Source organism: Polaribacter sp., assembly GCF_965656025.1.
Lineage (GTDB): Bacteria > Bacteroidota > Bacteroidia > Flavobacteriales > Flavobacteriaceae > Polaribacter.
On record NZ_CBFHJT010000035.1, the window covers coordinates 13178 to 29275 of the forward strand.

Genomic DNA, 16098 nt, shown 5'->3' on the forward strand with positions numbered 1-16098 from the left:
GCTTTTAAAGCTAATAATTTGTCTTTACTTCTTGCAACAATTACAAGATCTCCACCTGTTTTTGCATGTATTTTTGCAAATTCTTTACCAATTCCACTGCTTGCTCCTGTAATTAATGCTGTCTTTTTCATGTTTTGTTTTTAAGTTTAAAACAAAATTAGTCTATTAATGCTTGTTATATTAACGCATACCCAAAAAGGTTTAACTATTTTAGATTTCTAGATATAAAATATCGTTTAATCTGGTTTCTGTTTCAGAGATAGGAAAATCGTAAGTAGCAATTTTTTTAAAACCTACTTTTTTATAAAAACTTAATGCTCTATAGTTTTTAATCCAAACATATAACCAAATACCTTTTTGGTTGTTTTTTTTACAAAGTTCTAGGTTAAATTTAAAAAGCTCAATACCTAAACCCAATCCATAAAAATCTTCCAATAAATATAAACGCTCCATTTTGGTAACATTATTTAATGCTATATGTTCATTTTTTTGATTGAAAATAATTTTAGAAAAACCTGCCAAAGATTGTTTTTGATAAATTAAATGATATTGAAAGTTAGAATTTGAAATTTCTCTCAATAAATTTTCTTCGTTAAAGTTATTTTTTAAGTAAGCATCCATAATTTCTTTAGGAACTACATCTTTATGAGGTACATAAAATGCTTTTTTGCTTACGTCTGTTAAAGCCTTTACATCTTTAGTTTGGGCTTTTTTTATGGTAAAGGTTGTCAAGTTTGTAGTATCTTATAAATTAGGAGCATTAAAAGTATCACCTTGGTTTACATCTCCAGTATCAAAACCTTTTTTAAACCAACGCATTCTTTGGGCAGAAGTACCATGAGTAAAAGAATCTGGTACCACTCTTCCTGTAGATTGTTTTTGCAATCTGTCATCGCCAATGGCAAAAGCCGCATTTAAAGCTTCTTTTAAATCGTTGTTATCTAAAGTTAAATCGATATTTTGAGAGTGATGTGCCCAAACTCCCGCTAAAAAATCTGCTTGCAGTTCTAACATAACAGAATACCTGTTGTATTCTTTTTGGCTAATTCTACCACGCATTTGTTGTACTTTTTTACTAATTCCTGTTAGGGTTTGTATATGATGGCCAACTTCGTGCGCAATTACGTAAGCCTGTGCAAAATCTCCTGGAGCGTTCATTCGAACTTCCATTTCTTTAAAAAAGCTTAAATCTATGTATAGTTTTTCGTCTCCAGGACAATAAAAAGGGCCAGTAGCACTCGATGCACCACCACAAGCAGAAGTAACTTCGCCAGTAAACAATACCAATTTAGGTTCTCTGTAATTAGATAAAATTTTGTTCCAAACATCTTCTGTACTTGCCAAAACACGCTCGCTAAAAGCGGCTAATTTTTCTTCTTCTGCAGTACCTTTATACGTGCCATTATTTTGTATTTGATTGTTGGAAGAAGTACCAGTAAGAAGGTTTAATGGATTGTTGCCAGTAAAATACATTACAGCAATGACGACACCTAAAATAATCAATCCTTTTTTTGAGGTAATTAATTTTAAAATCAAAGGAATTAATAATTTACCTAAACCACCACCAGAACTACCACCAATGCCTCTTCTTGGAGATTTCCCTCTTCTGTCTTCTACATTAGAGCTTGTTCTATTTCTTCTCCATTTCATGAAAAACCTATTTTTAAATCGGTTTAAATGTACTAATTATTTTAGAATTTTTATTTTTTTACTTCGTAAACATACGTAGCAATAATTTTATCGTCTATGTAAAGGTGAAAATCATAAAAACCTTTTGTTTTAAAACGATGTTTTAAGGTAAGTGTATTATTTTCTAAAGTGCTTTTAATCGGTTTTATATAACGTTCATTATTACCAGAAAAGATAACAAATTTCAATTTTTCTAAAGCTATATTTTTTTTAAGTTGATATTGAAATGTAACTATAGAATCTTTTTTTATTTGATGATACATTTTTAAAGGTAATTGATGCTTTTTTAAATATTTATAGGCATCACCATAAAACAAAGGCATTTCTGTAAAATCTAAAAAAGTAGGAGTATCATGACCTAACAAAGAAAATTGTGTCTCTAAAGGATAATGATTTTTTAAAAACAATGTAGGTTCTGTTAAAAAATAACCATCATTAAAATCGAATTGAAATCTTCCTTCTTCAGGAAAAGAGATTCCTGTAGACCAAGTAGGATCGCACACGTACCATTTGTTATTTAGTTTTACAATATTCCAAGTGTGATTTGGCATGGTTAATTTACTAAAATCTACAGTGCTTGTTCTACCAAAACCATTTACCATCTTACTTTCTATATTTATTATATTACACATTTCTGTAAATAAATAAGCATAACCTGTACAAATAGTTTTTTTTCTTTTTAGTAGTTTTTTAAAAAGTTTAGTTTTGAATTTAGAGTTCCAATTTTGAAGTTTTATGGAATCGTTTTTGTAACGATTTCTTCTTCTTTCGTTTTGTGCATACAAACCAAAATCATTGGCAATGTTGGTGCAAATCCAAACATAAATGGCTCTTATTTTTTCTACATCTGTATCTAAATTCTGGGTTAATTTAAACGTAAGTTCATTTAAATTGTAAAGTCTTTTTACTTTTACTCTTTTTGCTATGTAGTCTGCTCGTTTAAAATCGATATTTTTAAAATCGGATTGTTGTGTAAAACCAACCAACGAAAAAAGTAAAAGTAAAAATAAACTTATTTTTTGCATTAATTAGTAGGCTTATTTCTTTTAGATTTGTAACGCTTATTGCTGTTTAAAGCCCCTAACATTTGATTACTATCCTCTAATAAAGTTACATTTAAAGTACGAGTATTTTCCTTAATTTTTATAGATTTTTTTACAAAACCTAAATATGTAAACACCAAAATATCACCTACTTTTAATGTTTTTGGAAAGGTGAATTCACCTTTTTTATTGGTGCTTGTGCCAATAGTTGTGCCTTTTAAATAAATATTGGCACCATTTAAAGCTTCTTTATTGATTTCTGTTTGTCCTTTAACAATACCTTTTATTTTCTTTTGTGCATTTGCAGAAGAAGATACCAAGAAAAGTGAAAAGAATAATACTAAGAAAAATAATTTAGAATGTTTGCTTGTAATTGATTTTGTTGTTTTCATATTTATAAGTTTTAAATTCTTTATAAACCTACATCGATTTGTTTTCGTTTAAAAGTAGTATTGAGTAAGCTGTGTATTTTACTAAGTTAAAGGTACTTTTTAGTTAGTGTTTTAGAATTAGAGTTATAGATTAAAGTTGTTAAATCATATCTCTATTTCTTATAAAAATACTTTAAAGTAAACTAGTTTTTTATTTTTTTGCTTAGCTTCTCTTTTATGCCATAAAGTTAGTAAAAATTAAAATAAGGTCTCGTTTTTATATAGTTAACTTTTTGAAAATCAAAAGTAAAGAAAAAAAATAGTCGATTATTACTTGACAAGCAGTGTTTTAATCTTTAGGGTGTCTATTTTTTTAGCGGTTGTTTTAAATTCAACAACTTTAGTTTCATTAGGTAAAACATCAAAAAAGTTATCATAAAAATGTCCTTTGGTTGAGGTATACAAAAACACATCTTTTTGTAAAGTATCACTTTTTAAAGTAATCGAAAATCCGTTTTTAGTTTTAGTAATTTCTTGTTTTAGCTCTCCTTTCGGTAAGTTTAATTCTTTTGGTTTATCAAAATAAAAGATTGATTTTTTATTATTAAATGTAGTAATTAATACTGAATTTTTTCTATCTACTTTAGCTAAAGAAAATTCGTGAAATTGTTGGCTACTATTTTCTAAAACTTCAATTTCTTTAGAGTCAGACCATAATTCTTCTCCATAAAAATTAATAATTTTAAATTGTAATGTTCCATTTAGTTTTTCAAAAGTATCATTTACAATAAAAGTCTGGACTATATTATTTTTAATTTTTGAGGAAATTAAAATATTTTCAAAAGCTTTTTTGGCTTTGTATTGTAAGGCTTTCCAATTACCGAAATAATCGATAGAAGACCAAGATATGGCTGGCCAACAATCGTTTAATTGCCAATATAAAGTACCCATATTGTAAGGTTTTGCTCTTCTTTGTGCCTCAATTCCCATAATAATTCCCTTGGCTTGTAATAATTGACTTACATACACATAATCTTCATCATGAGTTGGAATTTTATAATCACGACCAATATATTCATCTATTAACTGAAAACCTCTAGCATGCTTTTGATGTGCTTTTATAGCATCTGTTTTTAAATCTATGCTATCTTTTTGATTGATGTAATTAATCACCTCAAAACTTGGATAAGATTGAAAACCAAATTCACTCATAAATCTAGGTACATTATTTTCCAAATGCTCAAAAGGATATGAATCATGCCAAATCCACCAATCATGTGCATCTCCTTCTGTTTTGTATTTTGGGTTTCCACGTCCATATTTAGGAGAAGTTTCCCAATAATCTGTTTCGCTAAAATCGGCAACGGTTTTTGGTAAAATAGAATCGAAAACAGCCAAATAATCGTTCCAGATTTCTTGTTTTTCTTTTTCAGTTCTACTGAATTGCCATCCCCAGCGTTTCCAACCTTCAGCATTTTCGTTATTGCCACACCACAAAGCTATGGAAGCGTGATTTCTTAATCTTTTTACTTGTTGTTCAGCTTCAACTTTTATATTTTCTAAAAAATTTTTATCGCCAGGGTACATTGCGCAAGCAAACATAAAATCTTGCCAAACTAAAATACCTTTTTCATCACATAAATCATAAAAAATATCGTTTTCATAAATACCACCTCCCCAAACACGTAACATGTTCATGTTGGTTACAACTACATCAGATAATAATTTTTCATAATGTTGATTGCTAACTTTGTTCTGAAAACTATTTTGCGGAATGTAATTGGCACCTTTTATATAAATTGGTTTTCCATTCAATTCAAAACCAAAAGATTCACCAATACTATCTTTTTTGTTGATAAGTTTAACGTCTCTGATTCCATATTTTGTAGAAATACTGTCTAAAATAGCGTTCTCTTTTTTTACGATTATTTTGATGTTATACAAATAGGGTTCTCCTAAATTATGCGTCCACCAGAGTTTTGGTTTTTTGATTTCAAAAGGAATAGAAAGTGGTGAATAGTGAGGATGGTCTTTGTAAATTTTTACCAACTCATTATTTATAAAAATTTCAAATGAATAACCATGAACATAATTATATTTTAAGTTTAAAGTACAGTTTAATTTAGCAACTCTATCAGTAATTTTTGTTTTTTGGATAAAGAGGTTTTCGATTATTACTTGATTATGAGCCTTTAAAGAAACATCTTTCCAAATTCCAGAGGTATTTAATTTTGGTCCCCAATCCCAACCAGTTTGGAATTGCGCTTTTCGAGTGTAAATTCTATTTCCTTCTGGCAATTGATAGGGATTCTTATTTGCTTTATTCTTTCCAACTTCTTCCGAATTTTTAAAAATAATTCTGAGTTCATTTTCTTTTTTGAGAAGTTTTTTTACAGGAATTGAATAGGATCGAAAGGCATTATCTGTAGTTAATTGAAGGCTTCCATTCACGAAAATTTTTGCATAGGTATCCAAACCGTCAAAATGGAGTTCAATATTTTTTTTACTTAAAATTTCATCAGTAAGTGTAAATGTGGTTTTGTATTCCCAATCTTTTTTAGAAACCCATTGCACTTTTTCTTCATTGGTTTTTATAAAAGGATCTTCAATAATTTGATGCGATAATAAATCAGTAAAAATATTTCCAGGAACTGTTGCCGTTTTCCAATCTAAAGTGTCAATTCCTTTAAACTGCCAATTTGAATTTATCGAAATTTTTTTAGGTAAATCTATTTTTAATCTATTACAACTGAATATAAGAAGTGTCAATAATCCTAAAATAATTTTACGCATTTTTAATTATTTTTAAGATTTCTTGAATGGTTTCAACACTTGAAACTGTTTGTTTTGTATTATCAAAAAACACGTTTGATGTTGCTATTTGTTTAGAAGCAGATGTATGTATTTCTTTAAATCCTGCTTTTTTAAATAACTGAACATTGCTTGGATTAATTCCACTTCCTGGTAAAATGATACTATTGTCTTTTGCTTGTTTTTGTAATTCTTTTAGTACTTCAATTCCCTCAATTGCTTTTGATTGAAACCCTGAAGTTAAAACCCTATCTACTCCTAAATCTATGAGTTTCTTTACACTTTCTTTTGGATTGGTTACGCAATCAAAAGCTCTGTGAAAAGTAAAAGATAATGGTTTTGAAAGCTCAATTAATTCTCTAGTTCGTTCAAAATCTATGGTGTTATCCAAGTTTAAAATACCAGAAACAATTCCGTTAAAACCCAATTCTATACAAAATTGAATATCTAGTTGCATTTGTTCAAATTCTGTATCTGAATAACAAAAATCACCACTTCTTGGACGAATTAATACATTTACAGGAATAGTAATTTCCTTTGCTATTTTTTTTAATAAACCATAGGAAGGAGTAACTCCACCAACAGCTAATTCAGAACAGAGTTCTATTCTGTCTGCTCCACCCATTTGAGCGTTTACGGCAGATTGGTAAGAATTTGCGCAAATTTCTAATCTCATTACTCTACAATTATTTCATCAATAAATGTCCAAGCTTTGTTACCTGCACCTTGTTTTCCTTCAGGAATCATTCCATAATTTGGAATTGTGATTTTTAATTTTTTATAAAACCCTTTATCATTTTTATGTAAACTAAAATTAGTATTTACAAGTTTTTTGTTTTCATGTAAGATTTTTTCAACAGATACAAAACCACTATTATTTTCCCTTCTAATATCAAAAGTCATAAATTTTGGCACATAAATCCATTGTCCATTTCCATTGTAAAAACGAGTAGAAATTGTATTAATTTCTGTTGGTTTATCAAACTCGATGGTAATTTCCACATCATCACCCCAAAAACCCAACCATTCTTTATCTCCATAACGTTTGTCATTTCCATAAATACCATTAATTAATGCTTCTTTTCCACCTGCATTATAAGCTTTATGAGGCGCAACATTTAAAGAAATTTTTGCACCTACAGCTTTGTGTAAATTGATACTTTGCATAAATGTATTGCATAATTTTTCATCATTATTAAAAACAGCCGCTTTTATGGTGGTTGATGAATCAATTTTAATCGGATATTTATAAAATTTATCTCCTAATAATGGATTGGGTTCTTTTCCATTTAAAGTATAAACAATTTTTTTATCTGTAGTTGTTTCCAACTCGTAAGTCAAATTCCCATTGTCATTTTTTAATTTGCCTTTTACTTCATAGATATGATTGGCATAATTTACATTCATAACATCCAATCTTTTATTAAAAAGTTCTAAACGTTTTATAAAATCAGTATAATTTCTGTTTTCTGGAGTAGACCAAACCACTTCACTCAAAGCAATAGCTCTAGGAAAAGCCATATATTCTACTTTTTCTGAAGTAAGTATGTATTCAGTCCATACATTTCCTTGAGCACCTAGCACATATTTAGCTTCTTCCTTGGTTAATTCTTTTGGAATTGGATTAAAACTGTAGACTTTTTCTAAAGGTAAAAAGCCACCAATTGCCAAGGGTTCATTTTCGTTATCAGATTGATAATGATCAAAATAACAATGAGAACCAGGTGTTAAAATAACGTCGTGTTTTTGTTTGGCAGCTTCTACAGCTCCATTTGTACCTCTCCAAGACATTACAGTTGCATTAGGAGCCAAACCACCTTCTAAAATTTCATCCCAACCAATAATTTGTTTTCCTTTTTGGTTGATGTATTTTTCCATTTTTGCAATAAAATAACTTTGCAAACTATGTTCGTCTTTTAACCCTTTCTTCTGGATTAAATTCTGACAATGAGCACAGTTTTTCCATCTGGTTTTTGGGGCTTCATCTCCACCAATATGAATGTATTTTCCTGGAAATAGTTCTACAACTTCATCAATTACATTTTCTAAAAATTGAAAAGTAGTTTCTTTTGGGCAATACACTTCTTCGAAAACGCCCCATTTGGTGGCAACTTTTACTTGTTCTCCAGTACAACCCAATTCAGGGTAAGCAGCAATAGCAGCTTGACTATGACCAGGCATTTCTATTTCTGGTATTACCGTTATTTTTCTTTCTGAAGCATATTTTACAATTTCTTTTATCTCTTCTTGTGTATAAAATCCTCCATACTTTTCCCCATCAAATTGATGAGGCTGATCTGAATAATGGCCAATTAAAGTTTCATCTCTAAAAGCTGCAATTTCTTGAAGTTTCGGGTATTTTTTAATTTCAATTCGCCAACCTTGGTCTTCTGTTAAATGCCAGTGAAAAGTATTCATTTTTAGGCTTGCCATTAGATCTAAATATTTTTTAATAAAAGCTACGGAAAAAAAATGACGTCCAACATCTAAATGCATTCCACGATATTTAAATTGAGGTTCGTCATTTATTGTTAAACATTGTATGGCTATTTCTTTTTTGTCTGTTTTAGCAGGTAATAATTGTAGTAAAGATTGAACAGCATAAAAAGCACCTGAGCTTGTTTTTGCAGAAATTTGAATTTTATTTTCATCAATATTTAACCGATATCCTTCTTTATTTTCAATGGAATTATCAATAGTAAATAGAATCCTGTTCGAACTATTTTTAGAAGATAAATTTAGTTTATAATTTTCTTTTAAATGGATTTTTAAAAAATTGGCAATTTCATTAAATTTAAAAGTTGATTCTAATGATGTGTTTGCATTCAAAACAAAAACATCATTGGAAATTTGTTGAGAATGAGGTTTGGGAATAATATTTGGTTCTATAGGAATTAAAACATCTTTCTTGCAAGCAGCAGAAATTAGAATAAAAAATAGAAGAAAGTAATGGCTAATTTTCATTTTCTGTTATATTTGATACGAATTTAACAATCTATTTTGATGAAACTTCAATTTTTCTCATTTTTTCTTAGTGTATTCATATTCATTTCCTGCAATTCTAATCAAGAAATTAAGGTTGCTACAAAAGATAAAAACCTTATCTCTTATGTAAATCCGTTTATTGGTACAGGTGGTCATGGTCATACTTATCCAGGAGCAACCATGCCTTTTGGGATGATGCAATTAAGTCCAGATACACGTTTAGAGGGTTGGGATGGATGTTCTGGCTATCATTATTCAGATGATGAAATTTATGGGTTTTCGCATACGCATTTAAGTGGAACAGGTGTTTCAGATTATGGAGATATTCTGTTAATGCCCACCAATAAACAAATATTTAATAATGGTTCAGATGGTAAAGAAGGGTATAAATCTAAATTTTCTCATGATAACGAAACAGCAGAACCTGGTTTTTACAAAGTGCATTTAGAGGATACAAATATTGATGTAGAATTAACGGTTTCTAAACGAAGTGGCATGCATAAATATAATTTTCCCACTGCTGAAAATCAATTTGTGGTTATAGATTTATTACATAGAGATATGGTTTTAGATGCTAAAATCAATAAAGTTTCTGATAGAGAATTAACTGGATATCGTTTTTCTAAAGCCTGGGCTACAGATCAACGCTTGTTTTTTGCCATTGAAACCTCACATGCTTTTACAGATGTTTTGCAATCTCCAGAAAAAAAAGGAATGGCTGGGGCACAAAAAATAGCGTTGAATTTTATCAACCCCAATAACGAAACAGTTTATATTAAAATCGGTATTTCAGCAGTTGATATAGAAGGTGCAAAAAAGAATTTAAAAGGAGAAATTGGGAATCAAACTTTTGAAGAAGTAAAAAAAACAGCACAAGATTTTTGGGAACAACAATTAGAAAAAATTGTTATAGAAGATACTAATAAAGATAATAAAGTCAATTTTTATACTTCTTTTTATCATGCTACCATTGCACCCAATTTGTATCAAGATGTAGATGGCAGGTATAGAGGAATGGATTTAAAAATTCACGAAGCCAAAGATTTTGATTATTACACAGTATTTTCACTTTGGGATACTTACAGAGCAGCACATCCCTTATACACAATTATAGAACAAGAAAAAACCAACGATTTTATAAATACGTTTTTGGCAAAATATGATGAAGGTGGTATTATGCCCATTTGGGATTTAGCTGCAAATTACACTGGTTGTATGATTGGTTACCATGCAGTTCCGGTAATTGCAGATGCATATTTAAAAGGCATCAGAAATTATGATGCCAATAAAGCATTAGAAGCCATGAAACATTCTGCAACTCGTGATAAATTAGGATTGGATTCGTATAAAAAAAATGGATTTATTCCTGTAGAAAAAGAAAGTGAATCGGTTTCTAAAACTTTAGAATATGCTTATGATGATTGGACCATAGCACAAATGGCAAAATCTTTAGGAAAGGAAGAAGATTATAAAATTTATTCAGAAAGAGCTCAATATTATAAAAATGTTTTTGACCCAGAAACCCAATTTATGAGAGGTCGTTTTAGAAATACTTGGTTTGCACCATTTAATCCTTACGAAGTCAATTTTAATTATACAGAAGCCAACTCTTGGCAATATAGTTTCTACGTTCCTCAGGACATTTCTGGCTTTATAAATTTGCTAGGAGGTAAGCAAAAATTAGAAAATCAGCTAGATAAATTATTTACAGCAAAAAACGAAACTTCTGGCAGACATCAAGCAGATATTACAGGTTTAATTGGGCAATATGCCCACGGAAATGAGCCCAGTCATCACATGGCTTATTTGTACAACTTTGTAAATAAACCAGCTAAAACTCAAGAGAAAGTGCGTCAGATTTTAACAGAATTATATACAAATACACCAGATGGAATTTCAGGAAACGAAGATTGTGGACAAATGAGTGCTTGGTATATTTTTTCTTCTTTAGGATTTTACCCAGTTACTCCAGGGTCGAATCAATATGTTATTGGAAGTCCATTATTTAACAAGGCTACTATTAATTTAGAAAATGGAAAAACGTTTACAGTGGAAGCTAAAAATCAATCCACAGAAAATAAATACATAAAATCTGTACGATTAAATGGAGATGATTATGAGTATTCTTATATCAATCATCAAGATATTATTGATGGTGGTAATTTAGTTTTTGAATTGACAAATCAACCTACAAATTGGGGGACAAAAGACGAGTTTATTCCATCATCTAAAATAGAAGAACATGTAATTGTGCCTGCACCATATATTGCGAAAGGAGATATTGCGTTTAAAGAAAGTACAGAAATTACTTTACAAAATGCAGATAAAGATGCAACTATTTATTATAGAATAGGTTATAAAGGTGGTTTTAAGCAATATCAAAACCCTTTTATAATTGATAAATTTATCAACCTTGATGTATATGCCCAAAAAGGAAATACAAAAAGTGCCACAATTACTACTGATTTTTATAAAATAGATCCTAATATAAAAATTGATTTAAAAACCCAATATGCCAATCAATATAATGCAGGAGGAAATAATGCATTAATTGACGGAATTACAGGAACAGAAGATTTTAGAACAGGTACTTGGCAAGGTTATTTTGATGAAGACTTAATTGCAGTTGTTGATTTAGGAAGTCAGAAATCAATTTCAACAATTAGTGTTAATTTTTTAAGAGATCAAAAAAGCTGGATATTTTTACCAACAGCAGTAGAAATATATCATTCTTTAGATGGTAAAAAATTCACTAAAATTAAAAACTGGAAAGCACCAAAACCAAAAAATAATGACAAAGTTGAAATAAAACAGTTTTTTGTAAAAGAAAAAATAAAAACAAAGTATATAAAAATCACCGCAAAAAAATTAGGCAAACTTCCCAAATGGCATTTAGGATATCAACATGATGGAAGAAGCTGGTTGTTTGTTGATGAAATTCAAATAAAATAAGAATATGAAACGAAGAAACTTTATAAAAAAAGCATCAGCAACAGGTTTAGGATTCGTTGCTGTATCATCATCATTAATTTCTTGTGATGAAAATACGAAAGATAAAAAAGCAGTTATAACCGCGTCAAAAGTTATAAAACCATTAGTAATTGCCACTTGGAAAACAGACTTAGCTGTAGAAACTGCAGCAGCTGTTTTAGAAAAAGGAGGTACAGCATTAGATGCTGTAGAACAAGGTTGTAGAATAGAAGAAGCCAATGAAAAAGGGCAATCTGTTGGAAAAGGAGGTTTGCCAGATAGAGATGGAGACGTTACTTTAGACGCTTGTATAATGGACGAAAAAGGAAATTATGGTGCAGTTTTAGGTGTAAAAAACATAAAACACGTAATTTCTGTAGCCAGAAAAGTAATGGAAGAAACACCACACGTAATGTTGGTTGGAGATGGTGCAGAAAAATTTGCAGTATCACAAGGTTTTAAAAGAGAAAATTTATTAACAGAAGCTGCTAAAAAAGCTTGGGAAAATTGGAAAATAAAATCTGAATATAAACCCATTATCAATATCGAAAATCATGATACTATTGGCATGTTAGCTATTGATAAAAACGGCGATATTTCTGGAGCGTGTACCACAAGTGGTTTGGCATATAAAATGGCAGGTAGAGTAGGAGATTCGCCTATAATTGGTGGTGGTTTATTTGTAGATAATGAGGTTGGTGGTGCTTCTGCAACTGGCTTAGGAGAAGAAGTATTAAAAACGGTTGGTAGTTTTTTAATTGTCGAGTTAATGCGTCAAGGGAAATCGCCACAAGAAGCCTGTGAAGAGGCAATAGGCAGAATTGTAAACAAACCAGGGAAAGATTTTAAGAATTTTCAGGTAGGTTATATTGCTGTAAATAAGCAAGGAGAAACAGGAGCTTATTCCATACACGAATGGTTTAGCTACAACATTTATAAAAACAAAAAAAATAAGAATATTAAATCAGATTTTTTTAATAAAGCTTAAATTTTACTTACAATAACAATTTATATATGTTATATCTTGTTTGTTAAAAGTTTTACAACTAAATAATTTAAATTTACTTTAGACATGATGAAAGTGGTTAAAGCTTAACTCACAAAACCGATTTTAATATTATTCTTACGTAAAAAAGCCGAAACATAAATGTTTCGGCTTTTAATTTGTTTAGAATATATAATTATTCTACAACTACTTTTTTAGAAAGTTTTCCACTTTCAGTTTCAACATTAATAATGTAAACAGACTTAGAAAGTTTATTTGTTTTTATTCTATTTTCAGTTAACTTATCTATGTTTTTCCAGCTTTTTATTTCTTGTCCTAAAATATTAAACAGCGCTACTTTTTTAATTTTAACTAGTTTATTATTTTGTATAACAATTTCATCAGAATCATTATCCATAAATACAGTTAAATCTTTACTTAAAGGATTTAAATCATCTACACTTAATGAAGTCTTTTTTGCAAAAGTAATATAAAAACGATCTGTATATTTTCCATTCGGTATATCTAATTCTAAAGGAGTTTCAGATAAAGTGTAATATGTGTCAGTCAATTTATCTAAGAGATAAATAGGTGTGTTTACATTTTTTAACTCATCAATTTGTAAAGATTTTTTAGCTCCATTATTTACAGCAATTGTTAAAGGAACCTCTAAATTATTACTAATTTCTTCTACACCTGCAATGACTAATTTTCTTCCTTCTAATTCTGGAAATTGCCAATAAATATCATTATCCCCTACATCAAATATATCACTATCATAACCGTTTTCATATTTAAAAGTGTTACCTCTTCTAAAGGAAATACCTATTTGTCTATGTAATTCTACAGCATCTGAAGAAGTTCTATTAAAACCAAGTTTTAAAACTGGAAGTAAATCTAATTCTTCTTCTTGTTTGGTTTTTTTAGCTTTGTTAGACTTGAAGAAATAAGACTCACTTCCATCCTCACTTGAATAGTTTCTTTGTGAGTTTTCAAATCTTAAAGTTCCACCATTTGCATCTGCTCTTACAAAAAATCCTTGTCCAACGGCTATATATCTTTTAGGAGCCGTATAGATTGCATCACCTAAGCTAGGAAAAACCCCAGTTTTAAAGAAATTTAAGTTATCTATAACTAAATTGTAAGGATTATCTGTTGTTATGGTAAATGAGGTTACATCATCCCAGTTTAATGTTATTTCTTGACCAGTAATTCCAGATAAGGTTTGGGTTACAGGAGTTCCATTGTCAGGTGTTATGGTAATTGTTGGGTTTGTTAAAGGTAAAACTACATTGTTATATAAGTAGATTGTTTTTAAATCAATAGATTCACTAAAATTAACAGTAACATCATACTCACTAGTAGTTAAAGCAATTTTCCCAACAATGTTTCCAAGGGTTCCACCTAGATTAAGTAGATTTGGTAATAGACTAGCTTCACCATTTGAGAATTCCATATCAACGGTTACACCTTTTACAGTTTCTGAAACAACACCAAGGGCTTCTGTAGCAGTAGTCCAGTCAAAAGTATATTCTTCTATACTTCCCACGCCATCAGCTGCAATACCCATTGTTAAGTTTCTTTGTCCATAACCTCCATAATAACCCGCAAAAGTGTGTCCAGATATTCCTGACGGTTCTTCATCCTCACCTGTATGTTCCCAGAAATATAATGTACCATCAATAACATCTATATTTGTGTTGATAAAATCTGTAGCGTCTAAAGCACTTGGATATGGATTACCAACTAAACTAGCAGTTTCTCCTGTTAGAGGAATAGTGATAGTTCCATCATTAGGCGTTCCTACAAAGGTAAAGTTTTGGCCAACAACTCCTGTAGTTTTCATAGTATATCCATTTGCTCTATTAATTGCACCAGTTTCAAACCTTCTAAAATAGTTTCCAGACTGCTCATCATTAGCTGCAGGATCATTTATATTTGTATATATCCAAAAATTTGATATTGAAATCGGTGTTATTCCAGCAACACCAGGAGCTCCATTTAAACCTCTATTGTCAACACCTGATTGATCTAAAGAAGTAAAGTTGATATCTGTTATAGTAGAATTTTCTGAAGTGGGTATATTACCATCTTTCATAACTTCTGCTACTCTAAAGGTATTTTTATTTAACTCTCTTACAGGAGAAGACCAATAGTGATATCTGTATACATTAGGTACAACAGCTTGCTGGTCTCTGTATAGTTTTCCACTTCCTTCTACATTAGACAAACCAATATGAGTTTGTACTAATTGTCCGTCACCCATTAATCTCATCTCACCATCAAGAATAAAGTCTTCATCAAATTCTAAATAACGATCGTCTGCTACCATTAGTTTAGAGTTTTCTTTAATCCAAACACATTCTACTCTTACATTTTCTGTAAGTACTGCGTTTGTAAGTGACGTTTGTGCATCTATTACCATTACTTTATCTCTGTCAGCAGCATTAATACTTGGCCCTCCAGAAACAGTTCCGCTATTTCCACCTACCCAAGCATTCATATCTCCATTCCAAAAAATACCATTAATTTCTGAATAGGTGAAGTATTTTGTACCATTAAAGTTGTAATCTACGGTATATACATTTTCTGAGTTTATGGTTTCTGCTGTTAAAGGCATATAGGCTACGTTTGTTGTAAAAGCAGCATCGTCTGCTACTTTAAAAACTTTTACCGTATTTGGTGTTACAAGTGCAGCATCTATGGTTGCTCTATTAACCGCTACTTGAGTTAAACCGACACTACCTGTTTCTTTAATTTTCCAAGTTCTACCAATCGTTTTTTCTGGTGCACAGATTAATTCTGTTTCGGTTATAGAGTTAATAACTCCATTGTTATTACCCCACATTAAGAAGTCTTTGTTTGTTGTAAATGTATTTGTATTTAATGCATTTGTAGCAGAAATAGCATCTAAACCAATAGTAATAATTGCGTCTGAACTTACAGATTTAGATTGTTTTTGGTTTAAAGCCATTGCATCATCTCTACCAATACCAGCAACATCGTTGTGGAAAGTGCTGTTGTTTGTGTAGTTCCAAACTTTTGGAGACCCACCTGCTAAAACATAATCTCCTTCTACAATAGAGACACTATTATCTGTATCATCTAAAGTAAAACCATATTTTATGGCCAAATAAGATTGTACTTGTTGTCTTTTGGTATCTGAATGTGCATCACTAAAAAACATTACCTCTGCTATACTACCATTTATAACTCTATCTGCAAAACCTCTATCTTTACCAAT

General features: G+C 30.3%; 11 protein-coding genes. 2 read left to right on the forward strand and 9 right to left on the reverse strand.

Annotation, left to right across the window (positions count from 1 at the left end):
* From ACTG3S_RS08275 to ACTG3S_RS08310, 8 genes are all read right to left on the reverse strand, one after another.
* Positions 1-131 (reverse strand): SDR family NAD(P)-dependent oxidoreductase (locus tag ACTG3S_RS08275; protein WP_439128894.1); only part of this gene is annotated, 131 nt, incomplete at its 3' end.
* 79 nt (positions 132-210) lie between these two features.
* On the reverse strand, positions 211-732 hold the full coding sequence (locus ACTG3S_RS08280) for a GNAT family N-acetyltransferase (protein ID WP_439128884.1): 522 nt from the start codon (positions 730-732) through the stop codon (positions 211-213).
* A gap of 12 nt (positions 733-744) precedes the next feature.
* Complete coding sequence (gene ypfJ / locus ACTG3S_RS08285) at positions 745-1650, reverse strand: KPN_02809 family neutral zinc metallopeptidase (protein WP_439128885.1); 906 nt, start codon at positions 1648-1650, stop codon at positions 745-747.
* A gap of 50 nt (positions 1651-1700) precedes the next feature.
* Positions 1701-2714, reverse strand: a complete 1014-nt coding sequence (locus ACTG3S_RS08290; RefSeq protein WP_439128886.1) for a transglutaminase domain-containing protein — start codon at positions 2712-2714, stop codon at positions 1701-1703.
* Positions 2714-3124, reverse strand: coding sequence for a carboxypeptidase-like regulatory domain-containing protein (locus ACTG3S_RS08295; protein ID WP_439128887.1), 411 nt, complete (start codon positions 3122-3124; stop codon positions 2714-2716). The genes ACTG3S_RS08290 and ACTG3S_RS08295 overlap by 1 nt, the downstream gene beginning before the upstream one ends.
* A 309-nt stretch (positions 3125-3433) precedes the next feature.
* Complete coding sequence (locus ACTG3S_RS08300) at positions 3434-5896, reverse strand: beta-mannosidase (RefSeq protein ID WP_439128888.1); 2463 nt, start codon at positions 5894-5896, stop codon at positions 3434-3436.
* Complete coding sequence (locus ACTG3S_RS08305; RefSeq protein ID WP_439128889.1) at positions 5889-6590, reverse strand: copper homeostasis protein CutC; 702 nt, start codon at positions 6588-6590, stop codon at positions 5889-5891. The genes ACTG3S_RS08300 and ACTG3S_RS08305 overlap by 8 nt, the downstream gene beginning before the upstream one ends.
* The gene (locus ACTG3S_RS08310) at positions 6590-8878 is read right to left on the reverse strand and encodes a beta-N-acetylhexosaminidase (protein ID WP_439128890.1); all 2289 of its coding nucleotides are present in this window, start codon (positions 8876-8878) and stop codon (positions 6590-6592) included. Before ACTG3S_RS08310 ends, ACTG3S_RS08305 begins: the two co-directional genes overlap by 1 nt.
* Before the next feature lie 39 nt (positions 8879-8917).
* Here ACTG3S_RS08310 and ACTG3S_RS08315 point away from each other — a divergent pair, with 39 nt between their 5' ends.
* Together ACTG3S_RS08315 and ACTG3S_RS08320 are read left to right on the forward strand one after the other, a co-directional pair.
* Positions 8918-11851, forward strand: a complete 2934-nt coding sequence (locus tag ACTG3S_RS08315; protein WP_439128891.1) for a GH92 family glycosyl hydrolase — start codon at positions 8918-8920, stop codon at positions 11849-11851.
* Positions 11852-11855: 4 nt separating this feature from the next.
* A complete protein-coding gene (locus ACTG3S_RS08320) occupies positions 11856-12857 on the forward strand; it encodes an isoaspartyl peptidase/L-asparaginase family protein (protein WP_439128892.1) in 1002 nt (333 codons plus the stop codon).
* A gap of 193 nt (positions 12858-13050) precedes the next feature.
* Here ACTG3S_RS08320 and ACTG3S_RS08325 read toward each other — a convergent pair.
* Positions 13051-16098 (reverse strand): T9SS type A sorting domain-containing protein (locus ACTG3S_RS08325; RefSeq protein ID WP_439128893.1); only part of this gene is annotated, 3048 nt, incomplete at its 5' end.

Bases quoted from the DNA above. Each gene is read 5' to 3' on its own strand.
- ACTG3S_RS08320 (WP_439128892.1), top strand. From the start codon at position 11,856: ATGAAACGAAGAAACTTTATAAAAAAAGCATCAGCAACAGGTTTAGGA.
- ACTG3S_RS08305 (WP_439128889.1), bottom strand. From the start codon at position 6,590: ATGAGATTAGAAATTTGCGCAAATTCTTACCAATCTGCCGTAAACGCT.
- ACTG3S_RS08300 (WP_439128888.1), bottom strand. From the start codon at position 5,896: ATGCGTAAAATTATTTTAGGATTATTGACACTTCTTATATTCAGTTGT.
- ACTG3S_RS08310 (WP_439128890.1), bottom strand. From the start codon at position 8,878: ATGAAAATTAGCCATTACTTTCTTCTATTTTTTATTCTAATTTCTGCT.
- ypfJ (WP_439128885.1), bottom strand. From the start codon at position 1,650: ATGAAATGGAGAAGAAATAGAACAAGCTCTAATGTAGAAGACAGAAGA.
- ACTG3S_RS08315 (WP_439128891.1), top strand. From the start codon at position 8,918: ATGAAACTTCAATTTTTCTCATTTTTTCTTAGTGTATTCATATTCATT.
- ACTG3S_RS08295 (WP_439128887.1), bottom strand. From the start codon at position 3,124: ATGAAAACAACAAAATCAATTACAAGCAAACATTCTAAATTATTTTTC.
- ACTG3S_RS08290 (WP_439128886.1), bottom strand. From the start codon at position 2,714: ATGCAAAAAATAAGTTTATTTTTACTTTTACTTTTTTCGTTGGTTGGT.